A 19,530-nucleotide genomic window follows, 5' to 3' on the forward strand; every position below is an offset into this window, starting at 1 on the left:
TGTCCAGACCTGATTTATGTGAGTTTATGCGAGTTGTGGGCTGACAATAGCCCCGGTTTCTTGTCACAATACGCCTTTACGCGCTGCGGTCAGGATTCCCGCCAGCGTCAGGTCACCAGTCACCTACAGCGGAGTGTGGTTACACCATGATGGACAGCTTACGCACGGCTGCTAACAGTCTCGTGCTCAAGATTATTTTCGGTATCATTATCGTGTCGTTCATTTTGACCGGCGTGAGCGGATACCTGATTGGCGGTAGTGCAAACTACGCCGCAAAAGTGAACGACCAGGAAATCAGCCGTGGGCAGTTTGAGAATGCATTTGCCGGTGAACGCAACCGCATGCAGCAACAGCTGGGCGACCAGTTCTCTGAACTGGCGGCGAATGAAGGGTACATGAAAAACCTGCGTCAGCAGACGCTGAACCGTCTTATCGACGAGGCGCTGCTGGATCAGTATGCCCGGGAACTCGGTCTGAGCATCAGCGATGACCAGGTTAAGAAAGCAATTTTCGTCACCCCTGCTTTCCAGAATAACGGCAAATTCGATAACTCCCGTTATACCGCCATCGTTAATCAGATGGGGATGACGCCGGATCAATACGCTCAGGCGCTGCGCAATCAGCTCACCACTCAGCAGCTTATCAACGCTGTCGTGGGCACCGACTTCATGCTCAAAGGCGAAGCGGATGAACTGGCGACGCTGGTTTCTCAGCAGCGCGTCGTGCGCGAAGCCACTTTCGACGTCAATGCTCTGGCTGCTAAACAGCAGGCGAGCGATGAAGAGGTGAAAAGCTACTATGAGCAGAACAAAAACAACTTCACCGCACCGGAGCAGTTCCGCGTGAGCTACATCAAGCTGGATGCGGCTGCGATGCAGGAAAACGCCACCGATGCCGAGATCCAGTCTTACTACGATCAGCATCAGGATCAGTTCACTCAGCCACAGCGTAATCGTTACAGCGTGATTCAGACCAAAACCGAAGCCGACGCTAAAGCGGCGCTGGATGAGCTGAACAAAGGCACCGATTTCGCGACGGTCGCAAAAGAGAAATCCACGGATATCATCTCTGCGAAAAACGGCGGTGATATGGGCTGGCTGGAAGACGCGACCACCCCGGACGAGCTGAAAAATGCCGGCCTGAAAGAGAAAGGCCAGCTTTCTGGCGTCATCAAATCCTCCGTTGGCTTCCTGGTTGCGCGTCTGGATGATGTTACCCCTGCGACCACCAAACCGCTGGCGGATGTCCACGATGAGATCGCCGCGAAAGTGAAGCAGGAGAAAGCGCTGGATGGCTTCTATGCCTTACAGCAGAAAGTGAGCGACGCGGCCAGCAATGACAACGAATCGCTGGCGGGCGCAGAGCAGGCTGCAGGCGCGAAAGCGGTGACCACCGGTTGGTTTGGTCATGACAACCTGCCGGAAGAGCTGAACTTCAAGCCGGTAGCAGATGCCATCTTCAATGGCGGTCTGGTAGGCGAAAATGGCACCCCGGGCAGCAACTCCGACATCATCTCTGTTGACGGCGATCGCGCTTTCGTACTGCGCGTGAGCGAGCATAAGCCAGAAGCGATCAAGCCGCTGGACGAGGTGAAGGATCAGATTACGGCGCTGGTGAAACACAACAAAGCCGTGCAGCAGGCGAAGCTGGATGCTGAAAAGCTGCTGGCTGACCTGAAAGCCGGTAAAGGTGATGAGGCGCTTAAAGCGGCTGGCCTGAGCTTTGGTGAGGCGAAAACCCTGAGCCGTACCGGTCAGGATCCGATTAGCCAGGCGGCATTCGGCCTGAGCCAGCCGGCGAAAGACAAGCCGAGCTTCGGTATCGCCAACGATATGCAGGGCAACGTGGTCATTCTGGCGCTGGACGAAGTGAAAGCGGGCACCATGCCGGAAGCACAGAAGAAAGCGATGGTTCAGGGTATTACCCAGAACAATGCGCAAATTGCTTTCGAGGCGCTGATGAGCAACCTGCGTAAAGAAGCCAAAATTAAGCTGGGCGATATCATGACTCAGCAGTAATTACGGCGCTGCTCGCAAGTTTAAGCAACGTACTGCAATACCAAAAGGCCGCTTTCGCGGCCTTTTCCATTTCTGCAATCTGCTGTTTGTTCCTGAAATGCGGTCCGACTAAGGTGAGGGGGCTGTCAACAAACAAGGAGAAAACAGCATGAAACATGGAATCAAAGCCCTTTTCGTCACGCTTGCCATCGTTACGGCGGGGATGAGCCACAGCGCGCTGGCGGCGACACCGGCGGCCAAAACGCAGGTGTCGCAGAGTAAGGCCGATGCACCACCCGTAGCCACGTCTCCTCAGCAATCTAAGGTGGCGGAAGAGGATAAGACACGGGTTAGCATCAATACCGCATCGGCGGAAGATCTGGCAAAGGTGATGAATGGCGTGGGTATGAAGAAAGCGCAGGCGATTGTCAGCTACCGCGAAGAGTACGGCCCGTTTAAAACGCTGGACGATCTCAGGCAGGTACCGGGTATGGGGGGAGCGCTGGTGGAGCGTAACCTTGCGCATCTGACGCTGTAATAACTTGCACAGTGGCAAAAATTTGCCAGGATAAAGAGGTCATACCAGTTATGACCTCTGAATCTTATAATTAACTACCCTGAAGGCTATTGCGCTATGCAGACCCAAATCAAAGTACGCGGCTACCATCTTGATGTTTACCAGCACGTGAATAACGCCCGCTACCTGGAGTTCCTCGAAGAGGCGCGCTGGGACGGCCTGGAAAACAGCGACAGTTTCCAGTGGATGACCGCACACCGCATCGCTTTTGTGGTGGCGAACATCAATATCAACTATCGCCGTCCCGCAGTGCTCAGCGATTTACTGACCGTGACCAGCCAGTTGCAGCAACTCAATGGTAAAAGTGGCGTGCTGAGTCAGGTGATAACCCTGGAGCCGGAAGGGCAGGTGGTGGCAGATGCGTTAATTACCTTTGTCTGCATCGATCTGAAAACGCAGAAAGCGTTGCCGCTGGAAGGGGAATTACGTGAGAAACTGGAACTATTAATCAAATAACCTGCCGTGTGACGCCGGGCGAAGCAACGCTTTCACCCGGCAGACTGGCGCAGATTATTTCAGGCCGGTTTTCTTTTTCAGGGCCGCCATCACCCCGGCTTTATCCGCCAGATAGTGATTCAGGCCGTTGGCGCGCAGGTTACACGCCGCGCACTGTCCACAGCCATCGCCTTTGATACCGTTATAGCAGGTCAGGGTTTCGGTACGCACCAGATCCAGCTTGCCCCAGTAGTCGGCCAGGGCCCAGGTTTCGGCTTTATCCAGCCACATCAGCGGCGTTTCAAAGCGGATATCTTTGGCCATACCGAGGTTCACGGCGTGGTTGAGGGCTTTAACAAACTCATCGCGACAGTCCGGATAGCCCGAGAAGTCGGTTTCACACACGCCGGTGATCACCGCTTCGGCTTTCACCTGGTACGCGTAGATTGCCGTCAGGGTCAGGAACAGGATGTTACGCCCCGGCACGAAGGTATTGGGAATACCCGCTGCGTCCGGCTCATAGTCGGGTACCGGGATGCTGTCGCGGGTAAGACTGCTCACCGCCAGTTCGTTAAGCAGGGTAACATCCAGCACCTTATGCGCCCGCGCGCCGAGCTTAACGGCCAGTTTCTGCGCCACCTCGATCTCTTCGCTATGGCGCTGGCCATAGTCAAAGGTGACACAATGGACTTCATCATATTGCTGCAGAGCCTGCACCAGACAGGTGGTGGAATCCTGGCCTCCACTGAACACGACAACAGCACGTTTCATAAGACTTCCCAACGTTGAAGATTAAAGACATATGGTAACGTCTGCCCGTGGTGGCGACCAGCTTCTTCACGTTTTTGGTGCGGGTAGCCAGGCCTCGGTAAAATCAAACCAGCCGCGCGGATTCAGCCGGATACCGTTTACCCCCGGCGGGGCGCTGATCTGGTACTGATAGTTGAACAGCGGGGTCAGCACGGCCTGCTCCATCAGGCGGGAGTAAACCTCCTTCAGCGCCAGATGGCGGGCAGAGGCGTCGGGCTGCGTCTGCACAGCATCCAGGGTTGCCATCAGGTGCGCAAACTGCGGCGCGCTGAGCAACCAGGACCACAGCGTGTCGCAGCGCAACCACTGCTCAAGGGTGTACTCTGGCGCCTCGCCAATTAATCTGTCCCCCATCATGATATCGGCGTCCGCGAGCGCGGTGCAGCCATCCCAGGTTTTCGCGTCGTGAAAAATCACCCTGAGCTCGCACCCTTCCTGGGCCAGATAGCGTTTAAGCTGCTCCGCCATGGTATGCAGTTCCACCGGCAGGTGATAAAGCAGGGTTAGCGTCTTCGGCAGAACGGTTTCCTGTTCCCGGGTCCACTGGGGGATCGACCAGCCAGGCAGTAACTCCTGGGTCGGGGTGATGAGATTCTCGTCCAGCGGCAGGGTATGCAGAAGCGATGTGTGATGAATAATATCAATCACCCTGCGGGCCTGCGCTTCGCTTAGCCGGTCACTCTGCTTCAGGGTGAGGTAGCAAAAACCGAGGCTAATACTGTTACTGACCAGCCGCAGGCTGGCAAGCTCCTCCGGCTCGCCAATAGCTATCTGCACCGGATGACGACAGCTGGTGCCTAAATCCTGGTCAAAAAGCTGGGGGGTGATCCAGAATTCGATCGCTTTCAGCAGCGGGTGGCCGAGATGATACTGCTCGTGGCTTTCCAGCCGGACAAGGTCGGGATCGAAGATCGCCAGGCGAAACGGTCCGCTGCCGATTAAAGGCTGTTCAGGATGGGCAAGATGGCTGCAATAGCTTGCCAGACGGTGCGCCAGCCAGTAGTCGGGGTGATGTAACACAATGGTCAGGCACTGGGGATGCGTGACCTCTATCTGCTTCACGCTGTTAAACAGTTTGCGCAGGGCGGGAAGGGTCAGCAGCTTCGCCAGCTGGCTCTGGAGCTGGGCGGCCTCGATTTTATCCCCGTTATGCCAGTGCAGGGTTGAGCGGAGGTAGAAGTGCCAGCGTAATCCGTCAGATGCGATCTCCCAGTGATGCGCCAGATCGCCCGCAGGCTCGCTGCGGGTGTCGTTGAACCGCGTCAGACCGGAAAAGATCTGCCCTACGAGATGCTGTTCAGCGCGGCCCGGTAAAAAGCCCGGCCGGAGCGGATCGAGCGGGCGATAATACGGAATACGCAGCGTCGGGGTATCGTTCTGCCACTGTCCGCCCAAAAAAGGATGCAGCAGGGCACGCAGAGCCTGGGGGGCCAGCTGGGCCAGCGCGAGCGCGTTGTGCTGCTGTCCGCTCTTCAGCGCCTCTTCCATCATCGCGTTACGTAACGACTCCGGCGTGACGTGGAATCGCAGCTCGCCGCGTTTTCCGCGTCCGGATTGCGCGTGCCAGCTCAGCCACCCAGCCTCCTGCGCCTGTCGCAGCAGCGTGCGCACATGCCGTTCACTGCAAAAACAGCGGCTGGCCAGTTCGGCCACGCTCACCTGCTGAGGCGCACCGGCAGAGGGTTGCCACAGGCGCTGGAACTGATTAAGTCGATTAAGCTGGCGCATCGTAAACCCGGAACAATAATTTCCATCTATTCAGTATTACTTCCGTATATAACAGGCAATACTGATGCACAAGTTAATCCCCTTCACATTTTCGGAGTTCCCATGGCGCGGCTGGCTGCATTTGATATGGACGGCACCTTATTAATGCCGGATCACCGTTTAGGTGACAAAACGCTGAGCGTCCTTAAGCGTCTGCACGAACGTGACGTTACGCTCACCTTCGCCACGGGCCGACATGTGCTGGAGATGCGCCATTTAATGGGCGCTCTCTCCCTCGACGCCTTTTTGATTACCGGCAACGGAACGCGTATTCACTCGGTGGAGGGTGATGTGCTTTATCGCCAGGATCTCGCCCCGGATGTGGCTGAACAAGTGCTGCACAGCACCTGGGATACCCAGGCCAGTATCCACGTTTTTAACGACACCGGGTGGCTGACAGGAAAAGAAATCCCGGCGATGCTCGAAGCGCACGTCTACAGCGGCTTTCAGTATCAGCTGACCGATCTGCGCCGCATTCCGGCCCATGCGGTAACCAAAATCTGTTTCTGCAGCGATCATGACGATCTGTGCCGCCTGCGCATTCAGCTCAACGAGGCGCTGGGCAACCGCGCGCATCTCACCTTCTCGGCGATCGATTGCCTGGAGGTGCTGCCGGTCGGATGCAACAAAGGTTCCGCTCTGGCGGTACTGAGCGAGCATCTCGGGCTGAGCATGCAGGAGTGTATGGCGTTTGGCGATGCGATGAACGATCGCGAGATGCTGGGCAGCGTAGGGCGCGGCCTGATTATGGGCAATGCGATGCCGCAGCTGATCGCCGAGCTCTCGCATTTACCCGTTATTGGACACTGCCGCAACGAGGCCGTGTCCCATTTCTTAACCCATTGGCTGGATACACCCGATCTTCCTTATTCCCCCGAATAGTGAGACCCTTCCAGCAAGCCAGACGAAAGTCTGGCTTTTTTTATTTCACCAGCCGGGCAATTTCTGCCAGCCACGGCGCCACATCGCCAATATTCGTTTTTACCCATTCGGCGTTGTAGTAGGTGTCCAGGTAGCGCTCGCCGCTGTCGCACAGCAGAGTAACGATGGAGCCGGTTTGCCCCGCGTCACGCATCCGCGCCGCCAGCTGCAACGCGCCCCACATATTGGTCCCGGTGGAGGCACCCACCTTGCGACCGAGCTGGGTTTCCAGCCAGTGAGCGGTGGCAACGCTGGCGGCATCGGGCACGCGGAGCATCTCGTCCACTACATCCGGGATAAACGAAGGCTCGACGCGCGGGCGGCCAATCCCTTCAATTTTGCTGCCCACCGGGCTGCGCAGGGCCGGATCGCGCTGCTGCCAGTAATCGAGGAACACCGAGCTCTGCGGGTCCACTACCATCAGGCGAGTATCATAACCCTGGCAGCGAATATAGCGGCCAATGGTGGCCGAAGTGCCGCCGGTTCCGGCGCTCATCACGATATGCGTCGGCACCGGGTGGGGTTCATTTTGCATCTGCCGGAAGATACTGTCGGCAATGTTGTTATTGCCGCGCCAGTCGGTTGCCCGCTCCGCGAAGGTAAACTGGTCCATATAATGGCCGTTCAGCTCCCGGGCCAGCATCTCTGACGCGGCATAAATTTCACAGGCGCTTTCCACAAAGTGGCAGCGTCCGCCATAAAATTCGATCTGTTCGATTTTGCGTTTTGCCGTGCAGGAGGGCATAACGGCGATAAACGGCAGTCCAAGCAGGCGGGCAAAATAGGCCTCAGAGACGGCGGTTGAGCCGGAAGAGGATTCAATAATGGTGGTGCCCTCATTGATCCAGCCGTTACAGAGCCCGTACAGGAACAGAGAGCGCGCCAGACGGTGCTTCAGGCTGCCGGTCGGGTGGGTGCTTTCGTCCTTCAGATAGAGCTGGATACCCGGAAAGCCGGGCAGGGCGAGGCGAATAAGGTGTGTATCCGCCGAGCGCTGATAATCGGCGTTAATTTCACTGATGGCGTTTTTAACCCAGGTGCTATTCATCGAAGTAATCCGTTTGTCATTTTGTGCCCAGCATAGCGAAAAGCACAGAAAAAATTGTTGCTATCTGGCCTTTAAAATAGAATGAGAAGAGAAAATTTTTCTCTGCGGGGGTGGGTATGCTAGATAAAATTGACCGTAAGCTGCTGTCCTTACTGCAAAGCGACTGCACCCTCTCTTTGCAGGCGCTGGCGGATGCCGTTAATCTGACCACCACGCCCTGCTGGAAACGCCTTAAGCGACTCGAAGACGAAGGCATTTTGCTGGGACGCGTGGCGCTGCTCGATCCTGAAAAACTGGGGCTTGGCCTGACCGCGTTTGTGCTGATAAAAACGCAGCACCACAGCAGCGACTGGTACTGCGGATTCGTCAGCGTGGTATCACAGATGCCGGAAGTGCTGGGCTTCTGGCGCATGGCGGGCGAATACGACTACCTGATGCGCGTTCAGGTGGCGGACATGAAGCGCTATGATGATTTCTATAAACGGCTGGTCAACAGCGTGCCAGGTCTGTCGAATGTCACCTCCAGCTTCGCGATGGAACAGATAAAATACACCACCGCCTTACCCATTGAATAACTTCCCGGCGCTGCCGGAATACGATCCTCAGGAAAAGACCGCGTGCGATTATTTGCTCAATTAAGCTGGTACTTTCGCCGGGAGTGGCAACGCTATCTCGGTGCAGTGGCCCTGCTTATTATCATTGCCATTCTGCAGCTCATCCCGCCGAAAGTGGTGGGCTACGTCGTGGACGGCGTTACCCAACAGCATTACACCACCGCACGGGTGATGATGTGGATCGGCACGCTGGTGCTGACGGCGGTGGTGGTCTATCTGCTGCGCTATGTCTGGCGCGTGCTGCTGTTCGGCGCGTCATACCAGCTCGCCGTTGAGCTGCGGGAAGATTTTTACCGCCAGCTCAGCCGCCAGCATCCGGAATTTTACCTGCGTCACCGCACCGGGGACCTGATCGCCCGCGCCACTAACGATGTCGATCGCGTGGTCTTTGCCGCCGGGGAAGGGGTGCTGACCCTGGTCGACTCGCTGGTGATGGGGTGTGCGGTGCTGATCGTCATGTCAACGCAAATCAGCTGGCAGCTCACGCTGCTGGCGCTGCTGCCGATGCCGATTATGGCGCTGGCGATCAAGCGCTACGGCGACCAGCTACACCAGCGCTTCAAGCTGGCTCAGGCGGCGTTTTCTACCCTTAACGACCGTACCCAGGAGAGCCTGACCAGCATCCGGATGATCAAAGCCTTCGGCCTGGAAGACCGCCAGTCGTCCCTGTTTGCCGCCGATGCGGCAGATACCGGGGCTAAAAACCTGCGCGTCGCCCGGATCGATGCCCGTTTTGATCCCACGATTTACATCGCCATCGGCACCGCCAACCTGCTGGCCATTGGCGGCGGGAGCTGGATGGTGATTAACGGCTCACTGACGCTCGGGCAACTGACCAGCTTTGCCATGTATCTCGGGCTGATGATCTGGCCGATGCTGGCCCTGGCCTGGATGTTCAACATCGTCGAGCGCGGCAGTGCGGCCTATAGCCGGATCCGCGCCATGCTCGCCGAAGCGCCGGTGGTCAACGATGGCAGCGAGCCTGTGCCGGATGGGCGCGGCGAGCTGAAATTCTCCGTACGGGCCTTTGCCTACCCCCATACGGAAAAAACGACGCTCGAAAATGTCCATTTCACGCTGCAGCCGGGGCAAATGCTGGGCATTTGCGGCCCGACCGGGGCGGGGAAAAGTACCGTGCTCTCGCTGATCCAGCGCCACTTCGATATTGACCAGGGCGAGATCCGCTTCCACGACATCCCGCTGACGCAACTGCAGCTGGATAGCTGGCGCAGCCGCCTGGCGGTCGTCAGCCAGACGCCGTTCCTCTTCTCCGATAGCGTCGCCAACAATATCGCCCTCGGTTGCCCGCATGCGACCCAGGAAGAGATTGAGCACGTCGCCCGTCTCGCCAGCGTTCATGACGACATCCTGCGCCTGCCGCAGGGGTACGAAACCGAAGTGGGCGAACGCGGCGTAATGCTCTCGGGAGGGCAAAAACAGCGCATTTCCATCGCCCGCGCGCTGCTGCTGAATGCCGAGGTTCTGATCCTCGACGATGCCCTTTCTGCGGTCGATGGCCGCACCGAACACCAGATCCTGCACAACCTGCGCCAGTGGGGAGAAGGGCGCACGGTGATCATCAGCGCCCATCGTCTGTCGGCTCTGACCGAGGCGAGCGAAATTCTGGTGATGCAGCACGGGCATATTGCCCAGCGCGGCCAGCATGAACAGCTGGCGGAACAGCCGGGCTGGTATCGCGATATGTATCGTTATCAACAACTGGAAGCGGCACTGGATGACGTGCCGGAAACCGACGAGGAGGCCGCCGATGCGTAGTTTTTCCCAGCTGTGGCCCACCCTTAAGCGCCTGCTGGCGTATGGTTCGCCGTGGCGCAAGCCGCTGTCGCTGGCTGTCGTGCTGCTGTGGATTGCGGCGATTGCCGAAGTAACCGGCCCGCTGCTGATCAGCTATTTCATCGACAACATGGTGGCAAAAAATTATCTCCCGCTCGGTTTAGTCACCGGGCTGGCGGTGGCCTACGTTGGCCTGCAGCTGCTGGCGGCCGGGCTGCACTATGCCCAGTCGCTGCTGTTTAACCAGGCTGCCGTCGGGGTGGTGCAGCAGCTGCGTACCGACGTGATGGATGCCGCCCTGCGCCAGCCCCTGAGCGCGTTTGATACCCAGCCAGTCGGGCAGATCATCTCCCGCGTCACCAACGATACGGAAGTGATCCGCGACCTGTATGTCACCGTGGTGGCTACGGTACTGCGCAGCGCCGCCCTGGTGGGCGCGATGTTGGTGGCGATGTTCAGCCTCGAATGGCGCATGGCGCTGGTGGCGATGGCGATTTTCCCGGCGGTAATGATTGTGATGATCATCTACCAGCGCTACAGCACGCCGATTGTGCGTCGCGTGCGGGCCTATCTGGCGGATATCAACGATGGCTTTAACGAGGTCATCAACGGCATGAGCGTTATCCAGCAGTTCCGCCAGCAGGCGCGTTTTGGCGAGCGGATGGGCGAAGCCAGCCGCTCCCACTATATGGCCCGCATGCAGACCCTGCGTCTGGACGGTTTCCTGCTGCGCCCGCTGTTAAGCCTGTTCTCGGCGCTGGTGCTGTGCGGGCTGCTGATGCAGTTTGGCTTTGCCGCCGGTGGCACCATCGAAGTCGGGGTGCTGTATGCCTTTATCAGCTATCTCGGGCGTCTTAACGAGCCGCTGATCGAACTCACCACCCAGCAGTCGATGCTGCAACAGGCGGTGGTGGCCGGTGAGCGCGTCTTTGAGCTGATGGATCGCCCGCGCCAGGCGTATGGCGATGACGAGTGCGAACTGCAAAGCGGGACAATTGATTTTGACAACGTCTCCTTTGCCTATCGCGACGATCGGCTGGTGCTGCAGGATATCAACCTGACGGTGCCGTCCCGCAGCTTTGTGGCGCTGGTGGGGCATACCGGCAGCGGTAAAAGCACCCTCGCCAGCCTGCTGATGGGCTACTACCCGCTCACCGAAGGGGAAATCCGCCTTGACGGACGTCCGCTGTCGAGCCTGAGCCACAGCGTACTGCGTAAAGGGGTAGCGATGGTGCAGCAGGATCCGGTGGTGCTGGCTGATACCTTCTTTGCCAACGTGACGCTGGGCCGACCGTTCAGCGAGGAGCAGGTCTGGGACGTACTGGAGAAAGTGCAGCTGGCGGAGCTGGCGCGCGGTCTGCACGACGGCATTCATACACGGCTCGGCGAGCAGGGGAATAACCTGTCTGTCGGGCAAAAGCAGCTGCTGGCGCTGGCCCGGGTGCTGATTGATACCCCGCAGGTGTTGATTCTGGATGAAGCTACCGCCAGCATCGATTCCGGTACCGAGCAGGCTATCCAGCAGGCGCTGGCCGCGGTACGCGAACACACCACCCTGGTGGTGATTGCCCACCGTCTTTCGACCATCGTAGAGGCGGATACCATTCTGGTGCTTCATCGCGGCCAGGCGGTTGAGCGCGGCACCCATAAGCAACTGCTTGAAGCAAAAGGGCGTTACTGGCAAATGTATCAGCTGCAGCTGGCCGGGGAAGAGCTGGCCGCCAGCGCCCGTGAGGAATCTCTCAGCGCCTGATGCACTAAAATTAAGCAACCAGCCAGCCGCTGAATCGGTTGGTGCAAAAATGAAACGCACCTTGCACTGTCATGGTGCGTTTTTTTTCGTCACGCCTTCGCCGTGCCTCGTATTCCCTCTCTTTTCACTTTTGGCACACCCCTTGCAATACCTCTTTCGTTGGCTCGCCAAAACCGAATTCTGACTGGAGGGATATATGAAGCTGGTTACCGTGGTAATCAAACCATTCAAACTCGAAGACGTGCGCGAAGCACTCTCTTCAATGGGTATTCAGGGGCTGACCGTTACCGAAGTGAAAGGCTTCGGTCGTCAGAAGGGGCATGCAGAGCTTTACCGTGGTGCGGAATACAGCGTCAACTTCCTGCCAAAAGTGAAGATTGACGTAGCGATTGCCGACGATCAGCTGGATGAAGTCATCGACGTAATTAGCAAAGCAGCCTACACCGGCAAAATTGGCGACGGCAAAATTTTCGTTGCTGAGCTGCAACGCGTTATTCGCATTCGTACAGGCGAAGCCGACGAAGCGGCACTGTAAAACAGCAGGCACACAGTGATAGGGATCGAGAAAATGAACACAACAACACTTAAAGCAGGTCTGGGGTCTCTGGCGCTGTTGCCGGGCCTGGCAATGGCTGCACCCGCGGTAGCAGACAAAGCCGATAACGCCTTTATGATGATTTGCACCGCGCTGGTGCTCTTTATGACCATTCCGGGGATCGCGCTGTTTTACGGCGGCTTGATCCGCGGCAAAAACGTCCTCTCCATGCTCACTCAGGTAACGGTGACCTTTGCGCTGGTTTGCGTGCTGTGGGTGGTCTACGGCTATTCGCTGGCCTTCGGGGAGGGCAACGCCTTCTTCGGCAGCTTTAACTGGGCAATGCTGAAAAATATCGAACTGACCGCGGTGATGGGCAGCTTCTATCAGTACATCCACGTGGCGTTCCAGGGTTCGTTCGCCTGTATCACCGTGGGGCTGATTGTCGGGGCGCTGGCGGAACGTATCCGCTTCTCCGCCGTATTAATCTTCGTGGTGGTGTGGCTGACCCTCTCCTACGTGCCGGTGGCGCATATGGTCTGGGGCGGCGGTCTGCTGGCTTCTCATGGCGCGCTGGACTTTGCGGGCGGTACCGTTGTGCATATCAACGCCGCGGTAGCTGGGCTTGTCGGTGCTTACCTGATTGGCAAACGCGTCGGTTTTGGCAAAGAAGCGTTCAAACCGCACAACCTGCCGATGGTCTTTACCGGTACGGCGATCCTCTACTTTGGCTGGTTTGGCTTCAACGCCGGTTCAGCCAGTGCGGCAAACGAAATCGCGGCCCTGGCCTTCGTGAACACCGTTGTCGCGACGGCGGGAGCCATCCTCTCCTGGATCTTTGGCGAGTGGGCGGTACGCGGTAAGCCTTCTCTGCTGGGCGCCTGTTCCGGTGCGATTGCCGGTCTGGTAGGTATTACCCCTGCCTGTGGTTTTGTTGGTGTCGGTGGCGCGCTGATCGTCGGTATCGTGGCGGGTCTGGCCGGTCTGTGGGGCGTGACGGCGCTGAAACGTGTTCTGCGTGTGGATGACCCTTGTGACGTGTTTGGCGTCCACGGCGTGTGCGGTATTGTCGGCTGCATCATGACCGGCATCTTCGCTTCAACCTCTCTGGGCGGCGTAGGCTACGCAGAAGGCGTGACCATGGGCCATCAGGTTCTGGTGCAGTTGGAAAGTATCGCCATCACGGTAGTCTGGTCGGGCGTGGTTGCCTTTATCGGCTACAAGCTGGCGGACATGACGGTTGGGCTGCGCGTACCGGAAGAGCAGGAGCGCGAAGGTCTGGACGTCAACAGCCACGGCGAGAATGCGTATAACGCGTGATTCGAGAGTCTTGCCCGGTGGCGCTACGCTTACCGGGCCTACAAGAGAGAGTACCGTAGGCCGGGTAAGGCGAAGCCGCCACCCGGCTTTTTACATTATCCCCGATTACGCATCACCCCTTCCTGCACGGTGGATGCCACCAGCACGCCATCCTGGGTATAGAATTCACCGCGCACAAACCCGCGAGCGCTGGATGCCGAAGTGCTCTCCACGCTGTAGAGCAGCCACTCATTCATATTGAACGGACGGTGGAACCACATCGAATGGTCGATCGTCGCAACCTGCATCCCTTTCTCAAGGAAGCCCACGCCGTGCGGCTGCAGGGCAACCGGCAGGAAGTTAAAGTCCGAGGCATAACCCAGCAGATACTGATGCACGCGGAAATCTTCCGGCATGGTGCCGTTGGCGCGGATCCACACCTGACGGGCAGGCTCTGCGATGTGGCCTTTCATCGGGTTATGAAACTCGACCGGGCGGATCTCCAGCGGCTTGTCGCAGAGAAACTTCTCTTTAACCTGCGGGGGCAATAGATGCGCCAGCGCGCGGGCAATGTCGGTCTCGGAACGCAACGCGTCAGGCGCAGGGGCTGGCGGCATCGTCTTCTGATGCTCATAGCCTGGCTCCGGGGCCTGGAACGATGCCGTCATATAGAAAATCGGCTTGCCGTTCTGCACCGCCGCCACGCGACGGGCGCTGAAGCTGTTGCCATCGCGCAGGACTTCAACGTCATATACGATGGGTTTCTGGCTGTCGCCCGGGCGCAAAAAGTAGCTGTGAAAAGAGTGCACAAAGCGCTCCGCAGGTACGGTCTCTTTAGCAGCGTAGAGGGCTTGTCCCACAACCTGGCCGCCGAAAACCTGGCGTAAACCCAGATCTTCGCTTTGTCCCCGAAAGAGTCCTTCTTCTATTTTTTCCAGGTTTAATAATGTCAGCAGATTGCTTAGTGCCTGACTCATAGTCGTCCTCAATTAATACGCCGTGGCGAAAGATACGCAGAGTATAACGCAGAATTGAAAGTGGTCCGATGGGTGCAATAATCTGAATAACAGGGGGATTCCAGGCATAAATAATTGATATGTGCCACACTTAGTCTCGTTATCTTTATGTTAACCACTCATCTGGCGGTATCGATCCCGCTGGTGCATTGATGATAAGGAGAACTCAATGAAACTCGTGCACGTGTTAAGTGGTTTAGCGGTAGCGGTCGCTCTTTCTGCCTGCGCAGACAAAAGCGCAGACATTCAGACGCCAGCGCCGAACCCGAATACTGCTGGCGTAGCCGCTCAGCCGACTATTCAGCAGCCAAATGTCTCTGGTACGATCTGGATCCGCCAGAAAGTTGCTTTACCGCCGGATGCGGTGTTAACCGTTACCCTGTCTGATGCCTCGCTGGCCGATTCGCCATCGAAAGTACTGGCGCAGCAGGCGACGCGTACCGAGGGTAAACAGGCGCCATTCAAATTTGAACTGCCGTTTAACCCGGCGGATGTTCAGCCCAATGCCCGTATTCTGCTGAGTGCGGCGATCACCATTAACGATCAGGTTGTTCTGATGACCGACATCGTGAAGCCGGTAATCAATCAGGGCGGTACGAAAGCCGATCTGGTGTTGGTCCCGGTGCAGCAGACCTCGCTGCCGCTGCAGCCTGGCGGCGGTGCGCCGACCACGGTGCCGTCAACGTCACCAACCCAGGTTAGCCCGTCTACGGCGACCCCGGCGCCAACCCAGCTTTAATGTTCCCTGCCCCTCTCGTCTGAGAGGGGCATTTAGTACCGCCAGCGGTATCGCTGCATATCTATCTCTCCACTGCCTGACACCTGCACCCCTTCACTGAGCAATGCCTGACGCTGACGCTGCAAATCCGGCCCCGTTAAGGAGATCGCCCCGTGGCGGTTGACGACCCGGTGCCAGGGCAGGGTACTGCCTTCCGGCAGCCGTTTGAGAACACCGCCTACCTGCCGGGCTGCGCGGGGAGAGCCCGCCAGTCGTGCCACTTCGCCATAGGTGGTGACACTGCCTTCGGGAATCGAAGCGACTATCTGCCATACCCGCTGGGGAAAAGAGTCGTGCTCGTCCATTTTTTTCTCCTGTGTTGCGGGCATGATAGAGATTAACGGCCAATAGAGGAAGAAAGCGCCCACTCTGTAAACGCTTTGCGCAATAAAACATCACCCGGACGCGGTTAACTTGCAATTGCCATCCGGTACAGTGATAATGCGCCAGCGCGTTGGTTAACAACGCTCTCAATGGGGGCTCTGTTGGTTCTCCCGCAACGCTACTCTGTTCACCAGGTCAGGTCCGGAAGGAAGCAGCCAGGGCAGACGACGTGTGTGCCGGGATGTAGCTGGCAGGGCCCCCACCCATTTCTGATAACGCTATGTTTTCTATAGCTAAAACCCTGTTGTCTTTGCATTGATTTGCTGGTGGTACAACTTTTGTGTATCACTTAGAAGGCTAATCAATGTCACATCTGATGCTTTCCCGTCACGGGATCTGGTACTACCGCAGAGTTTATTCAACACCTCGGAGACGGCGCGAGATTCGTATTTCTCTGCGTACACGTTCAAAGCGTGAAGCTATGAAACGTGCAGAACAATACATCACCTCACAGCCTTTCGCCTGTGTTCCCAAGGCCATCCCGGCACACTCATCTTCTGCCCTGGCTGCACCTGTACTGGTGAACGAGAAGAAATCATTATTTCCGAACCTGAAAAGTGAGCTTGAGAAGTACGCCAATGCGAAAACGGGGTCTGTGGGTGAGCGCGAGATTTTGACGATCAACAGGTGCGTGAATGCGTATTTGGCTGCGACCAAAGAGCCATTTAGCAAGAGAAGCGCAGCGGCGTTTGTTGATAGTTTGGAAGGATCTGCATCTACCAGAAACCGTTACATCAAGAAGAACTCTGCGTTTTTCAAATGGCTTGCCACTCGTACAGATGAAGATATTCGAAACACATTTGAGGGGATGGGTGTTAAGGAAACAACAGCACCGATGGATCGCCGTCCTGCCTACTCGCTCAACGATCTGAAACGATTGCACATTGCTTTGCATGGCGTGAAGGACTGGAAGCGGTGGATCATTCTGATTGGTAGCTATTCGGGGATGAGGCAGAATGAGATTTGCCAGCTTTACCACAATGACGTGATGAGAGTTGAGGGGGGTTGGTGCTTCCGTGTTGATAACTTGAACCCAAATCAGACGATAAAAACGGATAGTTCGCGGCGGTTCGTTCCGATCCATTCGCAGCTTCTTACGCTTGGCCTGCTTGATTTCATCACTGACAGAAAAGGGCATTTGTTCCCTGAGCTTACCTTGCATCTCGGCAGTTATGGGCACTATTTTAGCCGTTGGTTTACGAGATTCAGGGGTAAGCATGATTTGCCTGAGTACCATTCGTTGCGCCACTACGCCGCCACAACATTTAAACAGAATGGTTTCCCTGAGCAGTTCGCTTCCCAAGTTCTCGGTCACTCGAATGCGACGATAACTTATAACCGATACGGGAAGGGCGTTGATGTCTCGCGGTTGGTGCAAGTGATAGAGGCTCTTTGAGCTATGTATCAAGGGAGCCAGCAGTTATGCTGGCGTTAATATAATGAAAAGAGTGTGCATGTTATTTATTGATGCTCTATGATTTGAAAATCAATAGATCGAATATCAAAAAGGAAATAAAGAAAATGATGGCAATGAAAAGTAATAAGAACTTCACTTTCAACCATTTTATCATTTCATTAGGCAAATCTTTAATAAAGTCATAATGTTCTGATTCCATATCTCTAACAATAAAGCTGCCCTTTCTAACAATGAGAGGAAAGAAAAATAATAAATCTTTTTGGAATGTTAAAAATATACCGCCAGCCTGAGCAATAGTTATACCTCTTGGCAGAAAACCAAACTTTTCACGAAATGCATCACAAAGCTGTAGGTGTTGTTTGTTCTTTAGCGTTGAATAACCAAACGCAGCAATAGTAGTAAAGACGAATAAGATAAATAAAATAGCGGTTACGCTTTTCATCTTATTGTCCTACACTGTTATAGATAAACTCACCAACGGCCTCACCACCAGATGATGAAAGTTCACCACCTACATATCCAGCAGAGGTTCCAAGTATTACGCCACAAGCTAATGCACCAGCACCACCTGCTGCCATTGTAGCAGTGCCCAAGACTAACGAGCATATGCCCATGCCTATCGCACCGCCAGCTAAACCACCGGCAAGGCCACCAGAGAAACTACCGATCTCAGTATATTTTTTCTTAGTACATTCAGCCTCTCGACCAGTTGAACAAGCCTCATTTATCTCATTGATTGAGTGAACCGCACTAAATGCTATTCCAACGTAACCAGCATAACGCATCACCTTAGTATATTTAGCCGCTCGCTCGATATGCGTTGCGTAGCCTTCAATATCGCTGATCCCTGTCTCATTCCATTTATGCGTGATTGAACTAGTGGACAAGCCAAGCGCATTTTTTATTTTTGTATACTCGCCAAACTTCATGGCCTTATTCAGGAAGCCAACTTTAAGCACACGATCAAGTTCAGTGAAGAGTTGCGCACGTCTAACATAAAACTGTTCGCCGATTAATGCGCCTCGCGTCATATAGGTATTTTTATAAGTTTCCTGGATTTCTTTAAGAATCTTTTCGATATTCTCAAAATATTTCCCAACTGGATCAGCTGCAAGTCCAATGCCTTTATCCGCAATATTAGAGAAATTGGCAATGGTAGCGTAATGTTTATGCAGGAAGTTAGCTTCCTCGTGCGTTAGCGGTTCCAGTGCTGTATCAATGCGCTGTTTCGCTGCTTTCATGTGGGCGATCTGTTCGCTGTCCTGTTTGTCAGGATCAACCACGAGCATGATAGACCCGGCTTTGTACTCCTTACCTGAACCGTTAAGTGAGCGGTAAAGTTCGCGTGTTCCTTCTGGCTGACCACCAGCGAACAGGATGCTTTCAAAAGATTCGGTTGTAGATGTTTGAGGGACTACGCAAAAACCAGCATCAACACCAATACGTTTCTTTTTAGCCGCTTGTGCGTGTTGTTCCGGTTCAGTTGATGAATTGATCCAAGCGGGTTCTGGCCTTGGAGTGTTCCCCATCCATTGACCTGCTGGGGAGATAAGAATGTTAGACCCAATCGGACAGCCGCAAATAACTTCGGCACCATTTCCTGCTGCGATTTTTCCTTCAAGGTTCATTGTTGGGATGTTACCGATTATTTCCCCAACCTCTCCGCATTTAGGGCAGGGCGCAGTTTTATCGCCGTGTCTCAATGCTCCCAGGTGCGCATTTGAAAAGTTTGGAAGACTACTAAGCCCTTGCGCCCCCGTAGTCGTTTCATCGCCGTGAAGTCCTTCGGGGATTCCATCCCATGTTGAACGGTTACTCATACTGTAGCCTCGTCAGCCAGAAAATCCTTGGCTGATGGCAATCCTTCACGATCTACGCACATTGCCCCAGATTGCGGGGTACTGATGATTTCATCGCCGTTATCAAGTTTGCTGCCTACAACTGCAATACCGACGCCGCCGTAGGTTTTACTTTTTCCGGTGCTGGTGGCAATACGTGCGGTAGTTCCGTCGGGATAAACAACTTCATCACCTTTTAGTGCAATGCTCATCATTTCGCCATTTTCAGCCTGCATCTTAGCTTTGTGATGAGTCTCGCGAACAATACCGCCCTGGCGTGTGAGGCTCCCGACCGTGGCAAAGCGGTAGATTTTGTTTACGGGGTGCCGCCGATTTATCTCTTCTTGTTCAGCAATGATGGCGCGTGCGCTATCTGCCATACCTGCGATTTGTTCTGGGGTGAAGGTCGGTTCGTTAAAAGATGCCAGGATTTCAGCGGTAAGATCGTTGTTATACTGTTTCATAAGTCCCTCTACTTGTTATAGAAATAATCACAGAGGTCATTTTACAAACAATAACCACAGGCGCAACAAGTATTAGATCTAAG

At 55.5% G+C, this 19,530-nt stretch carries 18 protein-coding genes, 1 other RNA gene and 1 pseudogene; 12 read left to right on the forward strand and 8 right to left on the reverse strand.

Translation table 11 applies throughout. The features are described from left to right. Nucleotides 1-146 precede the first annotated feature (146 nt). The 3 genes from ppiD (at nucleotide 147) to FHN83_RS16880 (ending at nucleotide 3,030) form a co-directional block, all read left to right on the forward strand. Entirely contained in the window at nucleotides 147-2,018 is a 1,872-nt protein-coding gene (gene ppiD / locus FHN83_RS16870; protein WP_039032382.1) for a peptidylprolyl isomerase, read from the forward strand. A gap of 148 nt (nucleotides 2,019-2,166) precedes the next feature. Continuing rightward, nucleotides 2,167-2,535 carry a helix-hairpin-helix domain-containing protein gene (locus tag FHN83_RS16875; RefSeq protein WP_139564435.1) on the forward strand — a complete coding sequence of 123 codons (369 nt, stop codon included), beginning with the start codon at nucleotides 2,167-2,169 and terminating at the stop codon, nucleotides 2,533-2,535. A 96-nt stretch (nucleotides 2,536-2,631) separates the two neighbouring features. Beyond that, complete coding sequence (locus FHN83_RS16880) at nucleotides 2,632-3,030, forward strand: YbgC/FadM family acyl-CoA thioesterase (protein ID WP_039032384.1); 399 nt, start codon at nucleotides 2,632-2,634, stop codon at nucleotides 3,028-3,030. A 54-nt stretch (nucleotides 3,031-3,084) separates the two neighbouring features. Here FHN83_RS16880 and queC read toward each other — a convergent pair whose 3' ends face one another. Then, nucleotides 3,085-3,780 (reverse strand): 7-cyano-7-deazaguanine synthase QueC, encoded by a 696-nt coding sequence (gene queC / locus FHN83_RS16885; protein ID WP_139564436.1) that lies wholly within the window; start codon nucleotides 3,778-3,780, stop codon nucleotides 3,085-3,087. Between the two features lie 66 nt (nucleotides 3,781-3,846). Next, nucleotides 3,847-5,547 (reverse strand): SgrR family transcriptional regulator, encoded by a 1,701-nt coding sequence (locus tag FHN83_RS16890; protein WP_039032386.1) that lies wholly within the window; start codon nucleotides 5,545-5,547, stop codon nucleotides 3,847-3,849. Between the two features lie 102 nt (nucleotides 5,548-5,649). Between FHN83_RS16890 and cof the strand changes: the two genes are divergently transcribed. Next, nucleotides 5,650-6,468, forward strand: coding sequence for an HMP-PP phosphatase (gene cof / locus FHN83_RS16895; protein WP_139564437.1), 819 nt, complete (start codon nucleotides 5,650-5,652; stop codon nucleotides 6,466-6,468). Between the two features lie 40 nt (nucleotides 6,469-6,508). Here cof and FHN83_RS16900 read toward each other — a convergent pair whose 3' ends face one another. Next, nucleotides 6,509-7,555 carry a PLP-dependent cysteine synthase family protein gene (locus FHN83_RS16900; protein ID WP_139564438.1) on the reverse strand — a complete coding sequence of 349 codons (1,047 nt, stop codon included), beginning with the start codon at nucleotides 7,553-7,555 and terminating at the stop codon, nucleotides 6,509-6,511. A 116-nt stretch (nucleotides 7,556-7,671) separates the two neighbouring features. On the opposite strand from FHN83_RS16900, the gene FHN83_RS16905 reads away from it, so the two are divergent. The 5 genes from FHN83_RS16905 to amtB all read left to right on the forward strand — a co-directional run bounded on the left by FHN83_RS16905 (nucleotide 7,672) and on the right by amtB (nucleotide 13,571). Next, nucleotides 7,672-8,130, forward strand: coding sequence for an Lrp/AsnC family transcriptional regulator (locus FHN83_RS16905; RefSeq protein ID WP_039032389.1), 459 nt, complete (start codon nucleotides 7,672-7,674; stop codon nucleotides 8,128-8,130). A 42-nt stretch (nucleotides 8,131-8,172) separates the two neighbouring features. After that, nucleotides 8,173-9,945 (forward strand): SmdA family multidrug ABC transporter permease/ATP-binding protein, encoded by a 1,773-nt coding sequence (locus tag FHN83_RS16910; RefSeq protein ID WP_139564439.1) that lies wholly within the window; start codon nucleotides 8,173-8,175, stop codon nucleotides 9,943-9,945. Then, nucleotides 9,938-11,716, forward strand: coding sequence for a SmdB family multidrug efflux ABC transporter permease/ATP-binding protein (locus FHN83_RS16915; protein ID WP_139564440.1), 1,779 nt, complete (start codon nucleotides 9,938-9,940; stop codon nucleotides 11,714-11,716). The genes FHN83_RS16910 and FHN83_RS16915 overlap by 8 nt, the downstream gene beginning before the upstream one ends. Nucleotides 11,717-11,912: 196 nt before the next feature. Continuing rightward, nucleotides 11,913-12,251: a P-II family nitrogen regulator gene (gene glnK / locus FHN83_RS16920; protein WP_032616849.1), complete on the forward strand. Its 339-nt coding sequence runs from the start codon at nucleotides 11,913-11,915 to the stop codon at nucleotides 12,249-12,251. A 33-nt stretch (nucleotides 12,252-12,284) separates the two neighbouring features. Further along, entirely contained in the window at nucleotides 12,285-13,571 is a 1,287-nt protein-coding gene (amtB, locus tag FHN83_RS16925) for an ammonium transporter AmtB (protein ID WP_039032392.1), read from the forward strand. A gap of 95 nt (nucleotides 13,572-13,666) precedes the next feature. Here the strand turns inward: amtB and tesB are convergent, their stop codons facing one another. After that, the gene (tesB, locus tag FHN83_RS16935) at nucleotides 13,667-14,527 is read right to left on the reverse strand and encodes an acyl-CoA thioesterase II (RefSeq protein ID WP_039032393.1); all 861 of its coding nucleotides are present in this window, start codon (nucleotides 14,525-14,527) and stop codon (nucleotides 13,667-13,669) included. Between the two features lie 208 nt (nucleotides 14,528-14,735). Here tesB and FHN83_RS16940 point away from each other — a divergent pair, with 208 nt between their 5' ends. Beyond that, nucleotides 14,736-15,305, forward strand: a complete 570-nt coding sequence (locus FHN83_RS16940; protein WP_039032394.1) for a YbaY family lipoprotein — start codon at nucleotides 14,736-14,738, stop codon at nucleotides 15,303-15,305. A 32-nt stretch (nucleotides 15,306-15,337) separates the two neighbouring features. Here FHN83_RS16940 and FHN83_RS16945 read toward each other — a convergent pair. After that, a pseudogene (locus FHN83_RS16945) lies at nucleotides 15,338-15,661 on the reverse strand (MGMT family protein); the annotation flags it as partial. 166 nt (nucleotides 15,662-15,827) lie between these two features. On the opposite strand from FHN83_RS16945, the gene ffs reads away from it, so the two are divergent. Both ffs and FHN83_RS16955 read left to right on the forward strand, forming a co-directional pair. Then, nucleotides 15,828-15,924: signal recognition particle sRNA small type (gene ffs / locus FHN83_RS16950), an RNA gene on the forward strand. Between the two features lie 225 nt (nucleotides 15,925-16,149). After that, nucleotides 16,150-17,124: a site-specific integrase gene (locus FHN83_RS16955; RefSeq protein WP_255296436.1), complete on the forward strand. Its 975-nt coding sequence runs from the start codon at nucleotides 16,150-16,152 to the stop codon at nucleotides 17,122-17,124. 76 nt (nucleotides 17,125-17,200) lie between these two features. On the opposite strand, the gene FHN83_RS16960 is transcribed toward FHN83_RS16955, so the two are convergent. Genes FHN83_RS16960 through FHN83_RS16970 form a run of 3 tightly spaced genes read right to left on the reverse strand, consistent with a single transcriptional unit; the run spans nucleotide 17,201 to nucleotide 19,447 of the window. Beyond that, nucleotides 17,201-17,587 (reverse strand): hypothetical protein, encoded by a 387-nt coding sequence (locus FHN83_RS16960; protein ID WP_176556500.1) that lies wholly within the window; start codon nucleotides 17,585-17,587, stop codon nucleotides 17,201-17,203. A gap of 1 nt (nucleotide 17,588) precedes the next feature. Then, nucleotides 17,589-18,965, reverse strand: coding sequence for a PAAR domain-containing protein (locus FHN83_RS16965; RefSeq protein ID WP_139564442.1), 1,377 nt, complete (start codon nucleotides 18,963-18,965; stop codon nucleotides 17,589-17,591). Continuing rightward, nucleotides 18,962-19,447 carry a hypothetical protein gene (locus tag FHN83_RS16970; RefSeq protein ID WP_139564443.1) on the reverse strand — a complete coding sequence of 162 codons (486 nt, stop codon included), beginning with the start codon at nucleotides 19,445-19,447 and terminating at the stop codon, nucleotides 18,962-18,964. Before FHN83_RS16970 ends, FHN83_RS16965 begins: the two co-directional genes overlap by 4 nt. Nucleotides 19,448-19,530 lie beyond the last annotated feature (83 nt).

It is taken from the genome of Leclercia adecarboxylata, assembly GCF_006171285.1.
Classification (GTDB): Bacteria; Pseudomonadota; Gammaproteobacteria; order Enterobacterales; family Enterobacteriaceae; genus Enterobacter; species Enterobacter barmai.

Bases quoted from the DNA above. Each gene is read 5' to 3' on its own strand.
- ppiD (WP_039032382.1), top strand. From the start codon at position 147: ATGATGGACAGCTTACGCACGGCTGCTAACAGTCTCGTGCTCAAGATT.
- FHN83_RS16875 (WP_139564435.1), top strand. From the start codon at position 2,167: ATGAAACATGGAATCAAAGCCCTTTTCGTCACGCTTGCCATCGTTACG.
- FHN83_RS16880 (WP_039032384.1), top strand. From the start codon at position 2,632: ATGCAGACCCAAATCAAAGTACGCGGCTACCATCTTGATGTTTACCAG.
- queC (WP_139564436.1), bottom strand. From the start codon at position 3,780: ATGAAACGTGCTGTTGTCGTGTTCAGTGGAGGCCAGGATTCCACCACC.
- FHN83_RS16890 (WP_039032386.1), bottom strand. From the start codon at position 5,547: ATGCGCCAGCTTAATCGACTTAATCAGTTCCAGCGCCTGTGGCAACCC.
- cof (WP_139564437.1), top strand. From the start codon at position 5,650: ATGGCGCGGCTGGCTGCATTTGATATGGACGGCACCTTATTAATGCCG.
- FHN83_RS16900 (WP_139564438.1), bottom strand. From the start codon at position 7,555: ATGAATAGCACCTGGGTTAAAAACGCCATCAGTGAAATTAACGCCGAT.
- FHN83_RS16905 (WP_039032389.1), top strand. From the start codon at position 7,672: ATGCTAGATAAAATTGACCGTAAGCTGCTGTCCTTACTGCAAAGCGAC.
- FHN83_RS16915 (WP_139564440.1), top strand. From the start codon at position 9,938: ATGCGTAGTTTTTCCCAGCTGTGGCCCACCCTTAAGCGCCTGCTGGCG.
- glnK (WP_032616849.1), top strand. From the start codon at position 11,913: ATGAAGCTGGTTACCGTGGTAATCAAACCATTCAAACTCGAAGACGTG.
- amtB (WP_039032392.1), top strand. From the start codon at position 12,285: ATGAACACAACAACACTTAAAGCAGGTCTGGGGTCTCTGGCGCTGTTG.
- tesB (WP_039032393.1), bottom strand. From the start codon at position 14,527: ATGAGTCAGGCACTAAGCAATCTGCTGACATTATTAAACCTGGAAAAA.
- FHN83_RS16940 (WP_039032394.1), top strand. From the start codon at position 14,736: ATGAAACTCGTGCACGTGTTAAGTGGTTTAGCGGTAGCGGTCGCTCTT.
- FHN83_RS16955 (WP_255296436.1), top strand. From the start codon at position 16,150: ATGAAACGTGCAGAACAATACATCACCTCACAGCCTTTCGCCTGTGTT.
- FHN83_RS16960 (WP_176556500.1), bottom strand. From the start codon at position 17,587: ATGAAAAGCGTAACCGCTATTTTATTTATCTTATTCGTCTTTACTACT.
- FHN83_RS16965 (WP_139564442.1), bottom strand. From the start codon at position 18,965: ATGAGTAACCGTTCAACATGGGATGGAATCCCCGAAGGACTTCACGGC.
- FHN83_RS16970 (WP_139564443.1), bottom strand. From the start codon at position 19,447: ATGAAACAGTATAACAACGATCTTACCGCTGAAATCCTGGCATCTTTT.